At 49.9% G+C, this 21,450-nt stretch carries 18 protein-coding genes and 1 pseudogene; 15 read left to right on the top strand and 4 right to left on the bottom strand.

Features of this window, described 5'->3' with window-relative positions; genetic code table 11:
* The first annotated feature begins 96 nt into the window (after positions 1-96).
* The 10 genes from pyrH (at position 97) to ACTOY7_RS05625 (ending at position 10,136) form a co-directional block, all read left to right on the top strand.
* The gene (pyrH, locus tag ACTOY7_RS05670; RefSeq protein WP_160280786.1) at positions 97-792 is read left to right on the top strand and encodes a UMP kinase; all 696 of its coding nucleotides are present in this window, start codon (positions 97-99) and stop codon (positions 790-792) included.
* Between the two features lie 188 nt (positions 793-980).
* Complete coding sequence (gene frr / locus ACTOY7_RS05665) at positions 981-1,532, top strand: ribosome recycling factor (protein WP_160280785.1); 552 nt, start codon at positions 981-983, stop codon at positions 1,530-1,532.
* A gap of 82 nt (positions 1,533-1,614) precedes the next feature.
* On the top strand, positions 1,615-2,331 hold the full coding sequence (gene uppS, locus ACTOY7_RS05660) for an undecaprenyl pyrophosphate synthase (RefSeq protein WP_482671604.1): 717 nt from the start codon (positions 1,615-1,617) through the stop codon (positions 2,329-2,331).
* Entirely contained in the window at positions 2,324-3,145 is an 822-nt protein-coding gene (locus tag ACTOY7_RS05655) for a phosphatidate cytidylyltransferase (protein ID WP_160280783.1), read from the top strand. The genes uppS and ACTOY7_RS05655 overlap by 8 nt, the downstream gene beginning before the upstream one ends.
* Positions 3,146-3,179: 34 nt before the next feature.
* Complete coding sequence (gene dxr / locus ACTOY7_RS05650; RefSeq protein ID WP_482671606.1) at positions 3,180-4,328, top strand: 1-deoxy-D-xylulose-5-phosphate reductoisomerase; 1,149 nt, start codon at positions 3,180-3,182, stop codon at positions 4,326-4,328.
* A 71-nt stretch (positions 4,329-4,399) separates the two neighbouring features.
* Positions 4,400-5,569: an RIP metalloprotease RseP gene (gene rseP / locus ACTOY7_RS05645; RefSeq protein ID WP_482671603.1), complete on the top strand. Its 1,170-nt coding sequence runs from the start codon at positions 4,400-4,402 to the stop codon at positions 5,567-5,569.
* Between the two features lie 115 nt (positions 5,570-5,684).
* Positions 5,685-5,828 (top strand): hypothetical protein, encoded by a 144-nt coding sequence (locus tag ACTOY7_RS05640; protein WP_482671602.1) that lies wholly within the window; start codon positions 5,685-5,687, stop codon positions 5,826-5,828.
* 307 nt (positions 5,829-6,135) lie between these two features.
* Positions 6,136-7,461 (top strand): IS1380 family transposase, encoded by a 1,326-nt coding sequence (locus tag ACTOY7_RS05635; RefSeq protein ID WP_482672411.1) that lies wholly within the window; start codon positions 6,136-6,138, stop codon positions 7,459-7,461.
* 299 nt (positions 7,462-7,760) lie between these two features.
* Positions 7,761-9,365, top strand: coding sequence for an IS1634 family transposase (locus tag ACTOY7_RS05630; protein ID WP_482596051.1), 1,605 nt, complete (start codon positions 7,761-7,763; stop codon positions 9,363-9,365).
* Positions 9,366-9,974: 609 nt separating this feature from the next.
* Positions 9,975-10,136 (top strand): hypothetical protein, encoded by a 162-nt coding sequence (locus tag ACTOY7_RS05625; protein ID WP_482596050.1) that lies wholly within the window; start codon positions 9,975-9,977, stop codon positions 10,134-10,136.
* A gap of 184 nt (positions 10,137-10,320) precedes the next feature.
* On the opposite strand, the gene ACTOY7_RS05620 is transcribed toward ACTOY7_RS05625, so the two are convergent.
* Entirely contained in the window at positions 10,321-11,874 is a 1,554-nt protein-coding gene (locus ACTOY7_RS05620) for an AAA-like domain-containing protein (protein ID WP_330690738.1), read from the bottom strand.
* Between the two features lie 12 nt (positions 11,875-11,886).
* Positions 11,887-13,107 carry a transglutaminase domain-containing protein gene (locus ACTOY7_RS05615; RefSeq protein ID WP_160280756.1) on the bottom strand — a complete coding sequence of 407 codons (1,221 nt, stop codon included), beginning with the start codon at positions 13,105-13,107 and terminating at the stop codon, positions 11,887-11,889.
* 282 nt (positions 13,108-13,389) lie between these two features.
* Here ACTOY7_RS05615 and ACTOY7_RS05610 point away from each other — a divergent pair, with 282 nt between their 5' ends.
* On the top strand, positions 13,390-13,566 hold the full coding sequence (locus tag ACTOY7_RS05610) for a hypothetical protein (protein ID WP_302143585.1): 177 nt from the start codon (positions 13,390-13,392) through the stop codon (positions 13,564-13,566).
* A 251-nt stretch (positions 13,567-13,817) separates the two neighbouring features.
* Here the strand turns inward: ACTOY7_RS05610 and ACTOY7_RS05605 are convergent.
* Together ACTOY7_RS05605 and ACTOY7_RS05600 are read right to left on the bottom strand one after the other, a co-directional pair.
* Positions 13,818-14,402, bottom strand: a pseudogene (locus ACTOY7_RS05605) (peptidoglycan-binding domain-containing protein); the annotation flags it as partial.
* A 57-nt stretch (positions 14,403-14,459) separates the two neighbouring features.
* A complete protein-coding gene (locus ACTOY7_RS05600) occupies positions 14,460-14,726 on the bottom strand; it encodes a helix-turn-helix domain-containing protein (RefSeq protein ID WP_160281883.1) in 267 nt (88 codons plus the stop codon).
* Between the two features lie 303 nt (positions 14,727-15,029).
* On the opposite strand from ACTOY7_RS05600, the gene arfA reads away from it, so the two are divergent.
* From arfA to ACTOY7_RS05580, 4 genes are all read left to right on the top strand, one after another.
* Positions 15,030-16,544: an arabinosylfuranosidase ArfA gene (gene arfA / locus ACTOY7_RS05595; protein WP_160281884.1), complete on the top strand. Its 1,515-nt coding sequence runs from the start codon at positions 15,030-15,032 to the stop codon at positions 16,542-16,544.
* A gap of 266 nt (positions 16,545-16,810) precedes the next feature.
* On the top strand, positions 16,811-17,275 hold the full coding sequence (locus ACTOY7_RS05590; RefSeq protein WP_160281885.1) for a MarR family winged helix-turn-helix transcriptional regulator: 465 nt from the start codon (positions 16,811-16,813) through the stop codon (positions 17,273-17,275).
* Positions 17,276-17,312: 37 nt separating this feature from the next.
* Positions 17,313-19,574 (top strand): ABC transporter ATP-binding protein, encoded by a 2,262-nt coding sequence (locus ACTOY7_RS05585; protein ID WP_160281886.1) that lies wholly within the window; start codon positions 17,313-17,315, stop codon positions 19,572-19,574.
* A complete protein-coding gene (locus tag ACTOY7_RS05580) occupies positions 19,567-21,405 on the top strand; it encodes an ABC transporter ATP-binding protein (protein WP_482671555.1) in 1,839 nt (612 codons plus the stop codon). The genes ACTOY7_RS05585 and ACTOY7_RS05580 overlap by 8 nt, the downstream gene beginning before the upstream one ends.
* Positions 21,406-21,450: the final 45 nt, after the last annotated feature.

Here is a 21,450-nt window from a genome sequence, read left to right as displayed (position 1 = left end):
TTTTAGGGACTGCCGGACATTTCAAACCGGCGGGCAGACAGCAGCAGACAGGCCGTCCGCCGGTGCGGAAGGGCCGGACATGAAGGAGTATAAGAGATGAAAAGAGTATTGCTGAAATTAAGCGGTGAGGCCCTGGCAGGGGAGAAGAAGACAGGCTTTGACGAAAAAACCTGCATGGGGGTTGCGCGTCAAGTGAAGAAGCTGACGGATGAGGGATACCAGATTGCAATCGTGACTGGAGGCGGCAACTTCTGGAGAGGGCGCGCCAGCGAGACGATCGACCGGACGAAGGCAGACCAGATCGGGATGCTGGCAACGGTGATGAACTGTATCTATGTATCAGATATCTTCCGATATGCAGGGATGAGGACAGAGGTATTTACACCCTTTGTTTGCGGGGCATTTACCTCTCTGTTTTCCAAGGATGCCGCTGTGGCGGCGCTGGAAGAGGGAAAGGTGATCTTTTTCGCGGGCGGGACCGGACATCCTTATTTTTCTACGGATACGGGAGCGGTCCTTCGGGCGGTTGAGATCGAGGCGGACGCCATGCTTCTGGCAAAGGCCATCGACGGGATCTATGACAGCGATCCCAAGGTCAATCCGGACGCGAAAAAGTATGATGAGATCTCCATCCAGGAGGTGATTGATCAAAAGCTTGCGGCGGTGGATCTGACGGCATCGATCCTCTGCATGGAGAACCGGATGCCCATGCTGGTATTTGGGCTGAACGAGGAGGAGAGCATCGTCAGGACCATGAGCGGCAGCTTTACAGGGACGAAGGTTACGGTTTAGTGACGGGAATCAATACGGAAGAACTGTACGCCGCTTCATAAGTAATACGCGAGAGCATCCCATTTTGGCCGCTTGGCCGTTTCATAAGGTATACCCAAGGGTATCCCATTATGGCTATTTGGTCGTTTCATAAGGTATAAAGTACAGAAAAATTTTACGTAATATATCAATCCAAGGAGGACAGGAAAATGGATGAAAAATTAAAGGTATACGAAGAGAAGATGACAAAAACCATGAAGAATCTGGGCGGAGAGCTGGGAGCGATTCGTGCCGGACGGGCAAATCCGCATGTTTTGGACCGAATCGTGGTAGACTATTACGGAACCCCGACCCCGATCCAGCAGGTAGCCAATGTTTCCGTGCCGGAAGCGCGTATGATCCAGATCCAGCCATGGGAGAAAAATATGCTCAAGGTGATCGAGAAGGCGATCCAGATATCCGACCTGGGGATCAACCCCACCAATGACGGCTCCACGATCCGTTTGGTATTTCCGGAGCTGACGGAGGAACGCAGAAAAGATCTGGCGAAGGACGTGAAGAAAAAAGGAGAGGCCGCGAAGGTAGCCATCCGCAATATTCGCCGGGATGGAAATGACGCGTTCAAGAAGCTCAAAGGGACCGAGGTTTCCGAGGATGAGATTAAGGATCTCGGGGAACGTCTCCAGAAGCTGACGGACAAGTATATCAAGGATGTGGATAAAGAGGTAGAGGCGAAGACGAAAGAGGTTATGACGGTATAATTGCATGGGGGCTTGAGAAATCTGTGTATGCTTGAGGCATGGTATCTCAATCCCCTTTTGCTGTGAATGGAGGGAAAGCAAGATGAACGTACCGCAGCATGTGGCGATCATCCTGGATGGAAATGGCCGCTGGGCCAGGTCAAAGGGAATGCCGCGCAATTACGGACACGCTCAGGGAAGCAAGAATGTAGAACGGATCTGTGAGGAAGCATGGCGGATGGGGATCAAGTACCTGACGGTCTATGCGTTTTCCACGGAGAACTGGCAGCGCCCAAAGTCGGAAGTGGATGCTCTGATGAAGCTGCTCAGGAATTATATGAAAACCTGCCTGAAAACGGCGGAGAAAAATGATATGAAGATCCGGGTCATCGGGGATATCCATCCCCTGGATGAGGATATCAAAAAACGGATACTGGAGCTGGAGGAGGCGAGCCGGAACAACGGCGGCCTGAATTTTACCATCGCTCTGAACTACGGAAGCCGGGATGAGATGATCCGTGCGGTGAAGCGGCTGGCGCGGGACTGTGTGGATCAGAAGGTGAAGCCGGAAGACATTGACGAAAAGCTGTATGCCGCTTATCTGGATACCCGGGAGCTGCCGGATCCGGACCTGCTGATTCGGACGAGCGGGGAGCTTAGGCTGTCCAATTATCTTCTGTGGCAGCTTGCATATTCGGAATTTTATTTTACCGATGTTCCATGGCCAGATTTTACAAAAGAGGAATTGATCCGTGCCATCGAGCATTATAATAGTAGAGAGCGGAGATTCGGCGGAATAAAGGAGGGGCAGGATGTTTAAGACAAGGCTGTTGAGCGGGATCCTTCTGGTCATCCTTGCGCTGCTTACGATCATTTCAGGCGGGACGGTGCTCTGGGTTACGGTGGCGCTGATCAGCTGGATCGGAATGCGGGAATTGTATAAGCCCTTCCACATAGAAAACGCGCTGCTCGGAATCTGCGGGTATCTTTTCGGAATCCTATATGACGGGCTGCTGCTGGCCATGGGCGGAGGATACCTCCCGGGAGAATCCAGAGACTGGTTTCTGGGGCTCATCATGGCCCTGGTCATTTCTCTGATGGCGGTGATGGTATTTTCCTATCCGAAATATCATGCGGATCAGCTGATGGCGGCATTTTTCGGGGTGTTCTATGTGACGGTGATGCTGTCCTATATTTATCAGATCCGGGTGATGCCGGGCGGCGCGTTCACCGTGTGGCTGGTATTTATCTGTTCCTGGGGATGCGACACCTGCGCGTACTGCACAGGGATGCTGATCGGAAAGCATAAGATGGCGCCGAAGCTCAGCCCCAAAAAATCCGTTGAGGGCGGGATCGGCGGTGTTGCCGGGGCAGCCCTGATCGCCGTGCTCTATGGTCTGGCCATCAATCACTGGGGAAATGCGAATGTAAACGTGCTTTCCTTTGCGGTGATCGGCGCGGTCGGCGGGATGATCTCTCAGGTGGGGGATCTGGGGGCTTCCGCGATCAAGCGGAATTACGGAATCAAGGATTACGGGAAACTGATCCCGGGCCACGGCGGGATTCTGGACCGGTTTGACAGCGTGATCTTTACAGCGCCGATCATTTATTATCTGGCGGTGCTGATCTCCTGAGATGAAATGCAAAAGAGGATGTGAACAGATGAGTATGAAGAAAATAGCGATTCTGGGGTCTACCGGTTCCATCGGGACTCAGACGCTGGAGGTTGTGAGAGAGAACGGGGATATTGAGGTCCTGGCTTTGGCCGCAGGCAGCAATATCACGCTGCTGGAAGCGCAGATCCGGGAATTTGGTCCGAAGCTTGCGGCGGTATGGTCAGAGGAAAAGGCCAGGGAGCTGAAAAGCCGCGTCCGGGATCTGGACGTGAGGGTGGTATCCGGTATGGATGGACTTTTGGAAACCGCGGCAATGCCGGAGGCGGAGATCCTGGTCACGGCCATCGTGGGGATGATCGGGATCCGTCCCACCATTGAGGCCATCAAGGCCGGCAAGGACATTGCCCTTGCCAATAAGGAAACCCTGGTCACTGCAGGGCATATCATCATGCCTCTGGCAAAGGAGCGGGGGGTGTCCATCCTTCCGGTGGACAGCGAGCACAGCGCGATCTTCCAATCACTCCAGGGAGGACAGCAAAAAGCGCTGCATAAGATCCTTCTGACGGCTTCCGGCGGCCCCTTCCGCGGAAAGACCCGGGCGGAGCTGGAGGAGATCCAGGTGGAGGATGCCTTGAAGCACCCTAACTGGGAAATGGGCAAAAAGATCACCATTGATTCGTCTACCATGGTGAACAAGGGGCTGGAGGTCATTGAGGCAAAATGGCTCTTCGGCGTCAGTGTGGACCAGGTGGAGGTGGTGGTGCAGCCCCAGAGCATCATCCATTCTATGGTGGAATATGCGGACGGGGCGATCATTGCGGAGCTGGGGACACCGGATATGAAGCTGCCGATCCAGTATGCCCTGTATTACCCGGAACGGCGGTATCTGCCCGGAAAGCGGCTGGATTTTTCCCTGCTTTCCCAGATTACATTCGAGAAGCCGGATCTGGAGACCTTTTACGGGCTGAAGCTGGCTTTTGAAGCCGGAAGGAAGGGGGGCTCCCTTCCTACGGTATTGAATGCGGCCAATGAAGCCGCAGTGGCTATGTTTTTGGAGAGAAAGATCAAGTACCTGCAGATTCCGGAAATGATCCGCTGCTGCATGGAGCGGCATCAGAATATTGTGGATCCGACAGTGGAACAGATTCTGGAGACAGAGCGGGAGACGTATGCGTATATTGCGGGGAGAGACTGGAAATAGTTTTTGCCTTTGTGTGCAGGAAATGATTCGTAAATGTCTAAGCGTTAAAAAATGAAGAGGTGGTAATATCAATGGGAATTGTCATAGCGATACTTTTGTTCAGTGGAATTGTAATCTTCCATGAGTTGGGGCATTTTTTGCTGGCAAAGGCAAATAAAATACATGTGGATGAATTTTCACTGGGGCTGGGGCCCACTTTGTTCGGAAAAGTGATCGGCGGAACAAAATTTTCGCTGAAGCTCCTTCCCTTCGGCGGGGCATGTATGATGGGAGAGGATGAGGCGGAGGAGACTCCGGCTCCTTTGCCAATGGAATCTCATCTCCATAGTGCGGATGCGCAGGGTATGTACGGCATGGAAGGATCGGCATCCGATTTTGGCGGGGAAGCGATCTCCCGAACATCTGCGGACGGTGCGGCAGCGAAACCGGATGAAGGCAGCTTTAACAGCAAGTCGGTCTGGGCAAGAATCTCCGTGATCGCGGCAGGTCCCATCTTTAATCTGATCCTGGCCTGGATCTTCTGTGTGATCCTGGTTGCCTGGGTCGGATATCGGGCTCCGGTTATAGGAGAAGTATCGGACGGATATTCCGCCAAGGAACAGGGCATTCGGGCCGGGGATACGATCACGGGAATCAACGGGAAACGGATCCATCTCTGGAATGAGATCACGCTGGCCAACCTGATGAACAGTGAAGGTGGCGAGATGGAGATCACTTATCTGCGGGATGGAAAGGAGACCACTGTCGTACTGGAACCGCGGGCACTGGAAGGGGACATGAATAAACGGCTGGGTATCACCAGCACAGCGGAGTCGGTCAGGCCCGGTTTCCTGGGTTCCCTGCAGTACGGCGCCTATACGGTCAGATATTGGATCCATTATACCATTGACTGCCTGAAAATGCTGATCGGCGGTAAGGTGGGGATCCAGGATATGTCCGGCCCGGTAGGGATCGTGGACGCGGTAGATGAGACCTACCAGAGTTCCAGGTCTGCGGGGATGAAGATATTGATATTAAATCTGCTGGATTTTGCCATTTTTTTGACCGCCAATCTGGGGATCATGAACCTGCTGCCGATTCCGGCTCTGGACGGAGGACGGCTGGTATTTCTGTTCGTGGAAGCCGTGCGCGGGAAGCGGGTTCCGCCGGAAAAGGAAGGAATGGTGCATTTTGCGGGGCTGGCCGTGCTGATGGTGCTGATGGTCGTGGTGATGTATAATGATATTGTGAAGCTGCTGTGAGCGGAAAGCCTTGAATGCTAAGGAGAAAAATGAGTACTCGCAGAGAATCAGACATATACATGGTGAAAGGTACTTTGCGGGAGTGCTTAAACTATGATGGAAGTAAGGGGAAGATATGACAAGAGAGGAATTCAGAACAATAATGGTAATGGTGCGGATGATTGTGGACGGCAGTAAAGATAAAGAGGATGCCTTGAGGAAGATTGACAGCCTGACAATTCTACAAGGAGGCGACAAGAGCCAGGAAAAAAGTGAGTAGAGGCCAGGCATTTTTGATCAATTACTGCATAGAAGATCATATCTGTATATCAGGCTGGAATTGAGAATTTCCAGTTTTTTACGACAGTGAGTGGGGAAAAAACTATGGTTTTTTCCCCACTCATTTCCATTCTGCATTCTAATCCTGAATTATTCACGGAATAACGGCATCAACTGCTGAAACCCGCATGGTTACTGTATTTTAATTGAATATTGCTTTTCACTTATTGAGTGAATGGAAAAAGACCTCAATCTATGGTAAAATTTAGGTGTCAAATCCAAATCAAAACCAAAGAAAGGGTCTTTATATGGATATTTTAAACACCGTAAGCTTAGAAAGCAATAGCCAAATTAAAATAAATTTTGATGGAGGCGATTTATCCTCCGATGCGGGACTTCTCTTGTTCAAAGAGTTCCTGTTTAAGATTGGAGCAGTTAAACTCGTCAATCGTATGTTTAAAACCAATGACACCGCGTGGTTCCGCATCCATAAGGATGACGCGAACCTGATGCAGGTCATTTATCAGATTATCAGTTCCTACTTTGAAGATGACTGTGCGGACGAACTGACAAACGAACCTGTCATGACGGCTATTTTAGAAAAAGAAGCTCTGGCATCCCAGCCTACCCTATCCCGCTTTTTTAACCGCATGGATGAAGATACGCTCAGCCAGCTGCGCCAGATCATACGCGAACTCCGTAAAGTCATCTATTCTATAAAAAAACCGGAATTCATGCTCTTTGATATTGATTCTACACTTCTTGATACCTACGGGAATCAGGAGGGGGAAGGTTTCAACTATCATTATCAGGCTCACGGTTATCATCCGCTTCTGTGTTACGATGGACTGACTGGCGATCTTCTGAAAGCAGAGCTCCGTGACGGCACCATGTACTGCGGCAAGGAGGCGGACCTTTTTATGAAGTCGCTTCTGGAGGAGTTCGCCGACGATTTCCCGGATATGCCACTTTACCTTCGGGGTGACAGTGGTTTTGCGTCACCAGACCTGTATGAAGTTCTTGAGGACAAAAACTGCAAATACGCCATCCGGCTCAAGGAGAACGCAAGGCTCCGTGAATTAGCAGAAGAGGAAAACCAGGCATTGTACCGGGCAACAAGATCCAACCAGGTGGACTATGCTGTCGAGTATGGGGAGTTCCTGTATCAGGCTGGCTCATGGAGCCATCCTCGCAGAGTGGTTTTTAAAATCGAAAAACCCTATGGCCAGATGATCCATCTATACACCTTTATTGTCACAACACTGGAAATGGAACCCTATCAGGTAATCCAGTTCTATTGCGGAAGAGGCAAAATGGAAAATTTCATCAAAGAAGGCAAAAGCGGTTTCGACTTTGCCTCTGTAAGTAGTTCCTCAAAGCTGGTAAACGCGAACCGCCTTCTGGTTCATGCGTTAGCTTATAATTTATTCAATTGGTTTAGACGTCTGGCGCTCGCTGTGAGCATGAGAAAACAGCGTATAGACACCATTCGTTTAAAGTTGCTGAAAATAGCCGCAAGAGTGGTAAGATCAGCACGATATAAATATTTCAAACTGTGCAGCAGCTGTCCCTACAAGAAAGAATTCTACGAGACACTGGAAAACATCCATAACCTGAAACCACAGTTGGAATAACAACGGTTAACGAACCTTGACAGCCACAATAGATCTTTAAACCTATCATAGGAGAAGTCTGCCCATTTTTAGGCTGTTTTGTGGTAGAGTGAGGTATTGGGAGTGGTTGTAACGATAACTGCGGCGAATTTTATGCGAGCTTATACCGCCGTGAATAATTCAGGCTAATACAACTCCAAGGAAATTCACAAAAAATATCCGAAAAATCCTCTTTCGAGCAGTTTGATAAAAAATCAGATTGATTTATTTCGTCTTTTCTGTTATGAAGTAGTAAAGTATAACGAAAAGAGGAATAGGATATGGCAAAATTACAAATGAAATCTGGTTTTGAACGTAAAATGAGGCTTCCCCTCATACTTACACTTGCACATTCCATTATCAAAAAAATAGGGCTAACAGAATACATTGACAATACCGTTTTATGGGATCCTGCCCATTGGGATGTTTCGCCTGGAAACCTGGCGTTACTTCTTGTCCTGTCTACATTTTCAGATATACGGACACCGCTCACACATCTTGAATACCGCTTCGAAGGGATTGATCTGGAGTTTTTCTTAAGCACTGCTTCCCGATCCGCTTCTATCAATTCTTTTAAAGCCGGACGCGCCCTGGAACGGATTGGAAAAGCAAATCCTGAAAAGATGTATGAGACTCTGGCGCTTTCCGCAGTCGCGCAGGCAGGGATCCCTACGGAAAGGCTCCATGTGGATACTACGACCATTTCTTTCTATGGGGAATATGATGTGGAACAGCTAAATCTGACGAAAGAAGAGCGGGAAGAACTTCTTCAGATTGAACGTGGGTACAATAAAGATGGCAGGCCGGAATGTAAGCAGGTGGTAGTGGGACAGATTGTCAATGAATCCGGAGTTCCAATCCTTCAAAAAGTCCAAGATGGTTCTACGCCGGATGTGAACTGGAACGCCGCGGCAGTCTCGTATTTAAAAGAAATCCAGGGGAAAGGCTTCCAGTACGGGATCTTTGTGGCAGATAGCAAGCTGGTCACCCACAGCCTGGTGGAATCCATGAATGAGCCTGGGAGCCGGATTTCCTTTGTATTGCGATGCCCGCCAAACTTTGAAGGGAAGCTGGCGGAGCACTGTATCCTGCGGGCTTATGAAAAAGATTCCTGGGAGGAATTCGGAACATTCCAGGAAGGGAAAAAAGCGGCTTCTTACCGTGGGCAATGTTTTCAGGAGGAAGTATGCGGGGCGCCGATGCGTCTGCTAGTGCTGGAAAGCTTGGCCTTAAAAGAAAAGGCGGCAGCCGCATTGGAAAAAAGCCGTGACATGCTAAAGCCGGAGATTAAAAAGATAGGAAAGAAAGTATTTTTGTGTCAGGCGGATGCGGAGGAAGAACAAAAGAGGTTTGAAAAACTGCCCTGTACAAAACTATACCAATGCTCATGGATCGTGGAAAAGGAAACAAAAGAAAAATGGCCCAGAGGGCGCAGGAAAGCCGGCGCAGTCCCTAAAATAGAGGAAAAATATCGTTTACGTGCCAAAGCGATTTCCCAAAAAGAAAAAGAGGCAGAATACGATCTGAGAAAGAATTCCCGCATCGTTCTCATAAGCAACGTGGGGGAGGAAGTGGCGGGGAACCGCAAATTGCCGCAGACATACAAGGGACAGCAAGTGGTCGAGAATTCCTTCCGTGAATTAAAATCCCCCAGCATGGCTTCCGTGATCTATTTGAAAAATCCCGAACGGATTCAGGCATTAAGCATGCTGTTATCCTTCGCCCTGCTTGTACGTGCCATCATCCAGTACAGGATGCGGGAGGGGCTGAAAAAATTTAAGGAGAAACACCCAGGGGAAGTGCTCCGGGCGGGCTGGGGCGGAAGGAATCTGGAACGACCGACTTATAAACTGCTGTATGAGCATAGCGCGAACTGTTATTTTTGAAAAAGAAACGAGAGGAGTTTACAGCTATGCGTGGGTAAGTGTAGAAACAAAGGAAAGGGTGGGGATTTTGCTAAGTTTGATGGAGATAAGTTTAGAAGAATTGATCGAATAAGTTGCCTTTCCTGTCGGATGGGGGAAAGGGGGAGGTATGTCCAAAAACATGTTGAATTACTCTGCATGATTAAGAAATGCCCGTTCCCCCATATCCAATATTCTAATTTCTGGCTTCTAAACACCAGAGAAAGCTACTGTTATAAAAAAAGAACAAAAAAAATTAAAACTGCTTGAAATGGGGTTCAAAAGAGATCATATGGGGAGTCCAAATGGACGGCTGTCAAGTTGACTCAATATGCAATTAGAAATATAACATCATTTACGTCTGCCCCGCTTCAAGTAATTACAGTCCTGGGGGGACTGTTTTTTTGCTTGCAATATTTGTGGGGATATTTGCAATGATAAAATGGGCAAACGGAAGTGCTGTTGAAGGATTTACTACAGTTATCTTAATGCAGCTTATTTATGGAAGTATAACCATGTTTGCGATGGGACTAATAGGTTATCTGAAACCCAATATATCGAGATGCATAGAATAAAGATGGAATAGCTAATATGAATAGAAATTTACAAATTTCTGAACCGCTTCATTATATAGCTTATGTGTATTGTCTCGTAGGCTTAATTGAAAGCTGGGGACGTGGCTTAGAAAAAATATGTGATTCCTGCCGTGAAGAAGGGGATTCTTTGCCAGAATATGATACAATTGGGAATTAAATCATGAACAGATTTATTGCGCCAGAGGATCGAATTGCACGTGGCTCAAAACGGAACTGTAATTCTACACTCCCGTCAGCTATATGATTGACCTGCCATTTACATCATAAATTTTCAGCGACAGGAGAGGGTAAGGAGGCCGCCGCTACCTGCCTCCTTACCCTCTCTACGCTGTCTATCCATCTCACACCACAACCTCCACAATCGTCTTCCCTTCCCTCTGAATCACATTTTTCCCAATCTTCTTTTTCTGATTGAAGCAAAAACTCAGCAAATACCCCTTCTCCAGATGATAATCCTCCAGATACCGGACTAACTGTGCTTCCCCTCGTTTATGATATTCATTTCCCCTCCAGATCTTCAGCTCAACCACCGTCTGCCGCCCAAGATAATCAATCACCACATCGGTGCGCCCCATACTTCTTGTCCGGGATTCAATATAATAATTTCCGGTTCCATTGATGATGGGCTTCAGATATAGAAGAAACAGCTTCCGTCCATTTTCCTCTGCGAATTTTTCCGTACAATCGTAATAAACTTCATGATAATGCTCCAGAAATTTCATCAGGATCAACTCCATATCCAGAATCCCATTTTTTACAAACTGGTTCCTAGACTGCAGAGCCGTGTCATATGTCTTGCTTTCCAGAATATCTTCTGCCAGAAAAAGATCATAGAAAAAGGTTTCAAAGATGCGGTTGGCAATGACAGCCCGTTCCTCTTCTTCTTTGATGAATCCGAATAAAACACCGATCTTCACAGGCTGGCTGACAGGATAATATGGAAAACTTTTCCCTCCGAACAGAATCGAATAGATCATCCGTTTCAGTTCCGGATAATCCAGGATTTTTTTCTGCATATCGTCAAATAGTGTATTTGAGGATTTTAAGATCATCCTGACAGCTTCTGATACTCCGATCCGGCACCAGCTGCAATTTTCATCAATCAGCTTGCAGATCCGGGAGACCAGATAAGGATAGCCGGAAGTATAATCATAGATTGCCCGGGCTATTTGCGGGACATCCATTCCGGTGTGGTGGTCGTGCTCGTATTCAGTAAGCATGCCTTCAATTCCGCTAACGGACAAGGACAGATCCATGTTAAAATCAGCCGCAATGTTCCAGGGGCTGTTATACTTCGTTTCCTGTCCGGGGTGTATCTTCAGCTTTAAATTTTTGATATCATAAACCCCGGCTAAAATCACGGATTGGAAGGTATGATCCTGGCCTTTCTGCTGTTCCAGATATTTTGCCCGGAGCAGTCCGAGAAAGGACAAAAATATCTGATTATCAGAACTTTTGTCCACTTCATCAATCATCATAACGATGCCTTTTTCACAGGATCTGCACAGCTCTGTAATCTTGTCGCTGAAATCCTCCAGCGCAAATTCTCTCGACAGCGGTGCGTTCCATGCATTCAAAACCCCGGCAGGAATGTTCTGCATGCTCAATTTTTTCCCGATCCTTCGGACAAGGCCCGCGGCAAAGGTGTAAGCCGAGACAAACAGATCGTCTGCCGCTTCAAAGCTCAGGCTGAGTACAAGATAGCGCTCGCAGAGCTTTTTTTCCAACAGATATAGGGTGGTGGTCTTTCCGTATTGGCGGGCCCGGTTGATCGTAAAATAGGCACCCCGATCCACCAGCGTTTCCGTAATCATGCGTACGGTTGCGCTGATATCCACCATATAATGCTTTTCCGGAATACAGATTCCCGTCACGTTAAAATATTTTGCCATCATAGAACCCTTTCATTACTGATACCCCCAATACACTGTGATCACCGACATCATCGGATCCTCCACATACGTATACCACACCGTATCCAGCCCATAGTGCACCGCCAAAGTCTGGGCGGCCTGGGGGATCACGTTGTTGATGATATCGTCATGGGCCTGGAGATAGAGGTCATTGTAGGAAAACTTACAGGAAAAGGAAGGTCTCATCTCATAAATGGACTGATTCATGTTCAGCAGCATGACATAGCTGTCGTAGCCCTCATAATACATTCCGTTCAGCACATAGTAGTCCAGATCCATGGAAGGACATTCCGGATAGGGGATTCCGGCCTCGGGAGTGTGGCTTCGGTACAGTTCCGAATCCGCACAGCACAGATACCCGTAGTTGATACTGTCCAACGGGATGCTGGCCCCATTTTCCTCCTGCAGAAATACCGGGTCGCCGAAGGTCACATCCATATGATAATATTGTCCGTTGCAGCGCACGATGTTCCAGGCATGGGGGCCCTGCTGGGGGATTGTCCCAATGGCGTAGATACATTCAATACCCAGCCTCTGGAGCAGATACTGGGCGGCGCGGGAGTAGCCGGCACAGACAGATACCCGGTTGACCAGGGAACTGTAAATATTCTGGTTGTCCGGGGAGTCCAGGTTATAATCCACGGTATTTACCAGATATTCGAATACATAGCGGATCCGGTCATATTCCGGGGCATCCACTGCAATGCCGGCCAGGCAGGCGTTTGCCGCGGCGTCGATCTGCGCCTGACGCTGCTGCAGCTCCTCACCCAGGCAGGTATAGGCCGGCCGGACCTCGGAGTAGTCGGTATAGCTGGTGATCTGGGTACTGCCTGTACACCAGAAGATCTCCGGGCGGTCATACAGGAGATATTCGTAGATCATGGAAAATTCTTTGGTATCGCCGGTATGGATATAGAAGCTTTCGGCCTGTCCGCGTACTGCCTGCAGGATCTCTTTGTAGATCAGCTGCTGTCCGTCGCTTAACAGCTGATAATAAAATCCCGAAGAAACCTCGGACTCTTCAATGACGATCTCGGAAAATGGAATGGATTCTTCGATCGTCTGAGAGACGGCATTTTTGATGATATTAACATTTTCCGGCACTTTTTGAAAATAGATGGTTGCTGCTTCCCTGGCACCCCAGATGCAGAATCCAACACAGACCAGCAGCATAAAGACTAACGGAAAAATCCGCTTTTTTTTCTTCCTTCTCATTGCAGCTCCTTTACGGTTTTCTGCTTCATTTATAATTTGTCACCAATTTTCGCCAGAAAATTGATGACCTGCTTGCGCACCAGCGCAATTCCTATTATACCGTCTCTTTTCTGAAATGTAAACCCATCATTACGATCTGCGGCCACTTTACCGATCCCGTATTTATAATATTGACAAACCGATTCTTTGGTTATATTCTATATCCATGAGATGGTTTTCCGATCTGAGGGGGAGGACTGTCTTCAAATCCTCATATTTTTTAGTTATTGCGAGGTGAAACAAATGATGCATGTTTTTTACTGCATAAAATGCAAAAGATATCACTACACGAACAATCAGGCACGGGCCGTTTGCTGCGGCCAGCCCATGTATCATGTGGATATCGAATTTACAGATTTTGTGAAAATGGATCTGGATGAGCGGAGAGAAGCTCTTAAAATTTATGCATTAGCAGACTAACACGCCTTCCGGCTCAGGACAGGATACGCTTGACAGGAGCCGGATGAAAAAACCGACTGTACGGTCGGAAAAAGATCTGCGCGGCGCTTTTCGGGGGGAACCGGGGGAGCGCTGCGCAGATCTTTTGCTCTATAGGAAAATGACTGCTTATGCAGCCGCGCTTCGGCGCAAGTGTGCGTTAAAACGCACACTTTTTCATACCATCGTATACAGAAAGGCTGCCAGTGGCAGGCTTTCTGTATCTAACTGTTTCAGGTCAATTCGGCGATCCGGGATACCCCTACATAGATTTCCGATATTTTGTACCAGGTCCGGTAATCTACCGTGCCGGTCTGGGGAAGCCCGAACACCGACTGGAATACCCGGACGGCTTCCGAAGTCGCCGGGCCGTACATTCCATCCACCTGGATACTCGGTATGGCAGGGTATGCCCCGGCGATGACATTGATCTGTTCCTGGAGCTGCCGGACCTTATCGCCGCTGGAGCCGTTTTCCAGCACATAGCCGGGCCAGGAGGAGGGAACGCCGGAGATCTCCTGCGCGGTATTGATATACATGTTATCCCCATAATAATACCGCAGGATCTCAATTGCGGAGTAGCCCTGTTCTCCCAGGGACATAGACCCCCACTGCTGCATCCAGTTGGGGCAGGACACCCTTTGGCCATCGCAGTACTGGGTCAGGATCGGCTGCCGGACATTGGGCCGGGACAGATAATTTGCAAAAAGCTCATCCACGATCACGGAAATCGTATTAAAGTAGTTCCGCTCCGGGATCCATTTGTGGTCAAATGCGGTAGAAGAGGTGATCGTGAAATCGTAACCCCGGTTCCGGTACCCCGAAACCACCGATGATTCTACAGGGAGCACTCTGTGGAGTGCTGTTTTCGGCAGCTACCGTGTTCCCTCAGAGGCTTCCGCACCGTCGATCAGATAATCGTATGACACATGGAAGATCTCCTTTAATGCCTTCAATTCCAGATCAGTTACATACCGTTTATTTGTTTCAATTCTTGTGATCACATTTTTATCCATATCATATCCGGCAAGCTGAAGCCGGTAGGCCAAGTCACGCTGAGAATAATTGCTTTTCTTACGAAGCTCGATCAGATGTTTGCCGACAAGATTTTTCTCCCCTGTCTGTGTTCTTGGTTTTGGCATAATAAATCCTCCTTTTTCTTGTCTCACTTTCAGCACCTTGCAATGATTTTACTAACGTTCATGTATGCGAAAGGTTGTAAAAATGAGACGGTCTGATATTTTTAAGAGTACAAAATACCATAGAAAAATCCCTGCCAAAAGCGATGGGAAAATGCCGCAACATAAACGTAACATAAACCGTCCGGAAAGTGATTTCAAAGTTTTCGTTTACATGCAGTCAGGGTATGGACCGGAAAGAAGTTTGTAAAATTCTTGAAAAAAGGGGCGCTTTTTCCTATAATAAAGCTACAGGAGGATACGAGCATGAGAGAAACAAAGATGACGATCGACAAGGCATACAAGGTTTCACCGGTGGATCCTAGAATTTTCGGCTCTTTTATCGAGCATTTGGGCAGAGCCGTATACGGCGGGATCTATCAGCCCGGGCACGTGAGCGCGGACGGGGATGGGTTTCGGCAGGACGTACTGGAACTGGTGAGGGAACTGCGCGTACCAGTGGTGCGCTATCCGGGAGGCAACTATGTGTCTAATTTTTTCTGGGAGGACAGCGTCGGGCCGGCCCAGGAACGCAAGCCCAGGCTGGATCTGGCCTGGAGGAGCCTGGAGCCGAATACCTTCGGGCTGGGAGAATTTGTGAAATGGGCCGGCAAGGCCGGTTCGGATGTGATGATGGCGGTAAACCTGGGGACCAGGGGGACAAAGGATGCCTGCAATCTGCTGGAATACTGCAATCACCCTTCCGGGACAAAATACAGCGACCTCCGGAGAAAACACGGCGCGGAAGATCCCTATCACATCAAGCTGTGGTGCCTGGGAAATGAGATGGACGGAGAGTGGCAGCTGGGCCACAAGAATATGCAGGAATACGGAAGGCTCTCGGAGGAAACGGCCAAAGCCATGAAGCTGATGGATCCTTCCATTGAGCTGGTTTCCTGCGGCAGCTCCTTTATGGGAATGCCGACATTTCCGCAGTGGGAGGCCACCACGCTGGAATGTAATTATGATTATGTGGATTATATTTCCCTTCACCAGTATTATGGAAATGAAGCTCAGGACAGCGCCGATTTTCTGGCTCTTTCGGATGATATGGAGAAATTCATCCATACGGTGGTGTCGGTCTGCGATTTTGTGAAGGCAAAAAAACGCGGCAGCAGGAAGATCAATCTCAGCTTTGACGAGTGGAACGTGTGGTATCATTCGAAAGACGAAGAAATGGACATCACACAGAATCATCCCTGGCAGATTGGTCCCCGTCTCCTGGAGGATCATTATAACTTTGAAGACGCGCTGGTGGTGGGGCTGATGCTGATCACGCTGCTCAAACATGCGGACAGGGTAAAGATCGCGTGTCTGGCGCAGCTTGTCAATGTCATCGCGCCGATCATGACCGACGCGCAGGGCGGTGCATGGAAGCAGACGATTTTTTATCCTTTCCTGCATGCTTCCGCCTATGGCAGGGGAACGGTCATTGAGACGATCATTGACACCCCTCTTCATCAGACCAGCGGACACGGGGCAGTGACCGATGTAGTCAGCGTGGCGGTGTATCAGGAGGAAAAAGAGGAGCTTACAGTTTTTGCGGTGAACAGGAATCTGGAAGAGGACCAGCACATGAGTATAGACCTGAGAAGCTTTGAGGGATATGGGATTTTGGAAAAGCTGGAGCTGGTTTCGGAGGATCTGAAGGCGGAGAACTCCCTGTTTGAAGAAAAGGTGGCTCCTATCCGGGATACAAATGTCAGGATGGACGGACAGAGAGCGGAGACGGTGCTGAAAAAGGCATCCTGGAATGTGATCCGGTTCGGAAAGTCAGAATAGAATACGAAAGAAAGGGCGCGGCCGGAACATGGCTGCGTCTTTTTTGATGAAAGCGCGCGGAAAAAAGCAGCATCTCAGAGCGATTCGTAAGAGACGCGGAAGCCGGCAGGAAATATAAAAACACAGCGCATAATTCGATATCAAACTAAATTATAGATAAAAAGTATAAAAAAATCATGAAATAAAGAGTCCTGTATTGACAAATATTGTGAATAAACATAAAATAACCGTTAGACGTCTAACTAAATGAGAGGAGGACAGACAGGATGGATATGAATGTGGATCATATGCAGACTCTGGGAGTGCTGGCCCAGGTGACACACCTGAGCAGCTGCCACGCAAAGGAGATGTTCGGAAAGTATGATTTAAAGCCGGGCCATGCGGGAATATTATTTGTATTGAATCAGGAAGGGGAGCTGTCCCAGAGAGAGCTTGCCAAAAAGATGAACCTGACGCCCCCCACCATCACCTCAGTCATCCAGAAGATGGAAAAGCTGGAGTATATCCGGCGCAAGCCGGACGAAAAGGATCAGCGGGTCCTGCGGCTTTGCGTTACGGAGAAGGGGAAGGCTTTTATTGATGACATCTGCAGGGTAGGGAAACAGATTGAGGAAATGGTGTTCCGGGGAATGAGTATGGAGGAGACTCTGCTGCTGAAGCGCCTGCTCGTACAGGTCCGGGATAACCTGATGGAAGGTCAGGATCCTTCCGCCTTGCGGCCGCCGATGTGATGGCGCGAAGTGACCAACTTGTGAAAGGAGACGAACGATGCGAAAATTATTTCAATATATGGGGATGTACTGGAAAACGGTGCTCCTTGTGTTCCTGATCCTGATCGTGCAGGCATATTGTGATCTGTCCCTGCCGGCCTACACCTCGGACATTGTCAACGTGGGCATCCAGCAGGGCGGGATCAGTGAGCCGGTTCCGAAAGCTGTTTCCCGGGAAGGGATGGAACAGATCCTGATCTTCCTTCCGGATCCGGAGGACCAGGAGAAGGTATGGGATGCCTATGAGGAGGATTCCCATGTCTATGACAAAGCGGCATTTGTCTTAAAGGACAGCATGCAGAAAGAGGCAGAAGAGGGTGGTGAAGCCTATGACGAGCTCTCGGAGATCCTGAGCCTGCCTATGATGCTCATTCAGGGTTTTTCCTCCGGAAGCGATACCACGGAGCAGATCCAGGCACAGCTTATGGCAGGAATCCCTGCGGAAATGGTGCCGGAGGACGGGGATTTATTCGATATCCTTGGAATGCTCCCTCCAGAGCAGGTGGAGCAGATGCTGGAAGAGATCCGAAGCCAGACGGCGGATATGCCGGAAACGATCCTGGAGCAGGCGGCCATCTCTTATGTGAAAACAGCCTATCAGGAGCTGGGAATGGATCTGGATCGACTGCAGCTCGGATATCTCACAAGGACCGGAGCGAAGATGATCGGGCTCGCCTTTCTGGGCATGCTCTCCAGCGTCATGGTAGGACTTCTGGCCTCCAGAGTAGGAGCGGCTTCCGGGCGGGATCTGCGGGGAAAAGTATTCCGTAAGGTGGTGGGCTTTTCTAACAATGAATTTGACCAGTTTTCCACGGCCTCTCTCATCACCCGGAGCACCAACGATATCCAGCAGATCCAGATGCTCATGGTCATGCTGCTGCGCATGGTACTGTATGCGCCGATCCTGGCGGCAGGGGGGATCTACCAGGTATTCCGGACCAATGTGTCCATGTCCTGGATCATTGGGCTGGCAGTCCTCCTGATCGGGCTTGTGATCCTGCTGCTCTTTACGGTAGCCATGCCCAAGTTTAAGATCATGCAGAAGCTGGTAGACCGGCTGAATCTGGTGACAAGGGAGATCCTGACCGGGCTTTCCGTGATCCGGGCATTCAGCACGGAAAAGCATGAGGAAAAACGGTTTGACACGGCGAATCTGGATCTGACCAGGACGAACCTGTTTGTCAATCGGGCCATGACCTTTATGATGCCTTTGATGATGATCATTATGAACGGTGTCTCAGTCCTGATCATCTGGACCGGGGCACACGGAATCAACGAGGGGCAGATGCAGGTCGGGGATATGATGGCATTTATCCAGTACACCATGCAGATCATCATGAGCTTCCTGATGCTGTGCATGATCTCCATAATGCTGCCCAGAGCGGCTGTGGCGGCGGAGCGTGTGGATGAAGTGCTGACCAGCGAGACGTTGATCCACGATCCGAAGGAACCTGAGCGGCTTCCGGAAAAAACAGAAGGAGTGCTGCGCTTTGACCGCGTATCCTTCCGGTATCCGGGGGCCGATGAGGATGTGCTCCACGATATCACATTTACGGCAAAGCCGGGCGAGACGACAGCCATCATCGGAAGCACCGGAAGCGGAAAATCCACCCTGGTTAATCTAATCCCCCGTTTTTACGATGTGACAGAGGGCTCCATCACCCTGGACGGCATCGATATCCGGGAGATTCGCCAGCATGATCTGCGGGAAAAGCTGGGCTATGTGCCTCAGAAGGGAGTGCTGTTCTCCGGGACCATCGGCTCCAACATCCTGTTCGGGAATCAAAAAGGGTCCGACGGGGAAATGCAGGAGGCTGCGGAGATCGCTCAGGCCATGGAATTTATCGAAACGAAGCCGGACCGGTTTGAAAGTTCCATCTCCCAGGGCGGGGCAAATGTTTCCGGCGGGCAGAAGCAGCGCCTGTCCATCGCGAGAGCGGTGGCAAAGCATCCGGATGTATTCATTTTTGACGACAGCTTTTCCGCGCTGGACTATAAGACCGATGTGACACTGCGGAAGGCTCTGAAGGAAAAGACAGAAAACAGTACGGTCCTGATCGTGGCGCAGCGGATCAGCACCATTCTCCATGCGGAGCAGATCATTGTACTGGACGATGGAGAAGTGGCGGGGATCGGCACCCACAGGGAGCTTTTGAGGGACTGTGAAGTATACCGTCAGATTGCGGAATCCCAATTGTCGGAACAGGAGCTTGCCGAAACAGGAATCAATTCCGGAAAGGAGGAACTGACCCATGAGTAGAGAGCAGAGAAGAGGGCCTGTGGGCCGGGGGCACGGCCATGGGATGAGGCCGGGAGAAAAAGCGAAGGATTTTAAGGGCACCATCAAAAAGCTGGTCCGCTACATGAGCATCTACAAAATTCAGATGCTGTTTGTACTGATCTTTGCGGTGGGCGGCACGATCTTCAATATCCTGGGGCCGAAGATCCTGGGGAAGGCGACGACAGAGATTTTCAACGGCCTGGTCAGCAGGGTATCCGGAACCGGCGGCATGGATTTTGAAAAGATTGGACGGATCCTGCTGCTGACGCTGGGACTCTATGGGGTGAGTGCGGTATTTTCCTTTATCCAGGGATATATCATGACCGGGATCTCCCAGAAGACGACCTACCGCTTCCGAAAGGCGATCTCGGAGAAGATCAACCGGATGCCTATGAGTTACTTTGACAAAATGACCTATGGGGAGGTCCTTTCCCGGGTCACGAACGACGTGGATACGCTGGGGCAGAGCCTGAATCAGAGCGCCACACAGATGATCACCTCCGTGACCCAGATGGTGGGCGTGCTGATCATGATGCTTTCCATCAGTCCGCTGATGACACTGGTCGCGCTTCTGATGCTGCCGGTTTCCGTTGCCATGATCTCCCTTATCATGGCCAAATCCCAAAAATATTTCCGGGGACAGCAGGAGTTTCTGGGAAATGTAAACGGCCAGGTAGAGGAGGTCTATTCGGGCCACAATATCATCAAGGCGTTTAACAAGGAAGAGGAGACAATAGAAACCTTTGAAAAGACGAACCAGCAGCTGTATGATTCCGCGTGGAAATCTCAGTTCTTGTCTGGCATGATGATGCCAATCATGCAGTTTGTGGGCAATCTGGGCTATGTGGGAGTGGCCATCCTGGGCGGCTATCTGGCCATCAAGCAGGCCATTGAGGTGGGGGATATCCAGTCCTTTACCCAGTATGTGCGGAACTTCACCCAGCCCATCCAGCAGGTGGCACAGGTGGCGAACATGCTGCAGTCCACCGCGGCGGCTTCGGAGCGTGTCTTTGCGTTTCTGGAGGAAGAGGAGGAGGACCAGACCGTGCCGGATCCGGTATCCGTGGACGGCCTTCTGGGAAATGTAGAATTTTCCCATGTGCATTTCGGCTATAATCCGGAAAAAACCATCATCCATGATTTTTCCGCAAAGGTCACGGAAGGGCAGAAGATTGCCATCGTAGGCCCCACCGGAGCCGGAAAGACCACCATGATCAAGCTGCTGATGCGGTTCTATGATGTGAACAGCGGGGCCATCCTGATTGACGGCCACAATGTCCGGGACTTTAACCGCAGCGAGCTCCGCATGATGTTCGGTATGGTACTGCAGGATACCTGGCTGTTCCACGGCAGCATCCGGGACAATATCCGGTATGGGAAGCTGAATGCCACCGACGAGGAAGTGGTCGCGGCGGCGAAGGCAGCCAGAGTGCACCGGTTTGTACAGACTCTGCCGGGCGGGTATGATATGGAATTGAATGAGGAAGCCAGCAATGTGTCCCAGGGACAGAAGCAGCTCCTGACCATTGCCAGGGCCATTCTGGCAGATCCGAAGATCCTGATCCTGGATGAGGCCACCAGCTCCGTGGATACCCGGACGGAGATCCAGATCCAGAAGGCTATGGACACCCTGATGAGGGGAAGGACCAGCTTTGTGATCGCCCATCGGCTCTCCACCATCCGGGACGCGGACCTGATCCTGGTCATGAAGGACGGAGATATCGTGGAACAGGGAAATCACGAGGAATTGATCGCGAAGGGCGGATTCTATGCGGAGTTGTATAATTCCCAGTTTGAGAAGACGGCATAAGGATCGGGCCGACAGAGGGCAGAGCAGCCAGCTCCGGCATCCGTA

This window comes from Schaedlerella sp. (assembly GCF_056796775.1).
Note: the sequence above shows the minus strand (reverse complement) of the source record. Positions and strands in the feature narration are given on the sequence as shown.

What these genes read in the sequence shown, in the direction of transcription:
- dxr (WP_482671606.1), top strand. Translation starts at nt 3,180, where the DNA reads ATGAAGAAAATAGCGATTCTGGGGTCTACCGGTTCCATCGGGACTCAG.
- ACTOY7_RS05620 (WP_330690738.1), bottom strand. Translation starts at nt 11,874, where the DNA reads ATGATGGCAAAATATTTTAACGTGACGGGAATCTGTATTCCGGAAAAG.
- arfA (WP_160281884.1), top strand. Translation starts at nt 15,030, where the DNA reads ATGAGAGAAACAAAGATGACGATCGACAAGGCATACAAGGTTTCACCG.
- uppS (WP_482671604.1), top strand. Translation starts at nt 1,615, where the DNA reads ATGAACGTACCGCAGCATGTGGCGATCATCCTGGATGGAAATGGCCGC.
- ACTOY7_RS05655 (WP_160280783.1), top strand. Translation starts at nt 2,324, where the DNA reads ATGTTTAAGACAAGGCTGTTGAGCGGGATCCTTCTGGTCATCCTTGCG.
- pyrH (WP_160280786.1), top strand. Translation starts at nt 97, where the DNA reads ATGAAAAGAGTATTGCTGAAATTAAGCGGTGAGGCCCTGGCAGGGGAG.
- ACTOY7_RS05600 (WP_160281883.1), bottom strand. Translation starts at nt 14,726, where the DNA reads ATGCCAAAACCAAGAACACAGACAGGGGAGAAAAATCTTGTCGGCAAA.
- ACTOY7_RS05590 (WP_160281885.1), top strand. Translation starts at nt 16,811, where the DNA reads ATGGATATGAATGTGGATCATATGCAGACTCTGGGAGTGCTGGCCCAG.
- ACTOY7_RS05585 (WP_160281886.1), top strand. Translation starts at nt 17,313, where the DNA reads ATGCGAAAATTATTTCAATATATGGGGATGTACTGGAAAACGGTGCTC.
- rseP (WP_482671603.1), top strand. Translation starts at nt 4,400, where the DNA reads ATGGGAATTGTCATAGCGATACTTTTGTTCAGTGGAATTGTAATCTTC.
- ACTOY7_RS05580 (WP_482671555.1), top strand. Translation starts at nt 19,567, where the DNA reads ATGAGTAGAGAGCAGAGAAGAGGGCCTGTGGGCCGGGGGCACGGCCAT.
- ACTOY7_RS05615 (WP_160280756.1), bottom strand. Translation starts at nt 13,107, where the DNA reads ATGAGAAGGAAGAAAAAAAAGCGGATTTTTCCGTTAGTCTTTATGCTG.
- ACTOY7_RS05630 (WP_482596051.1), top strand. Translation starts at nt 7,761, where the DNA reads ATGGCAAAATTACAAATGAAATCTGGTTTTGAACGTAAAATGAGGCTT.
- ACTOY7_RS05640 (WP_482671602.1), top strand. Translation starts at nt 5,685, where the DNA reads ATGACAAGAGAGGAATTCAGAACAATAATGGTAATGGTGCGGATGATT.
- ACTOY7_RS05625 (WP_482596050.1), top strand. Translation starts at nt 9,975, where the DNA reads ATGAATAGAAATTTACAAATTTCTGAACCGCTTCATTATATAGCTTAT.
- frr (WP_160280785.1), top strand. Translation starts at nt 981, where the DNA reads ATGGATGAAAAATTAAAGGTATACGAAGAGAAGATGACAAAAACCATG.
- ACTOY7_RS05635 (WP_482672411.1), top strand. Translation starts at nt 6,136, where the DNA reads ATGGATATTTTAAACACCGTAAGCTTAGAAAGCAATAGCCAAATTAAA.
- ACTOY7_RS05610 (WP_302143585.1), top strand. Translation starts at nt 13,390, where the DNA reads ATGATGCATGTTTTTTACTGCATAAAATGCAAAAGATATCACTACACG.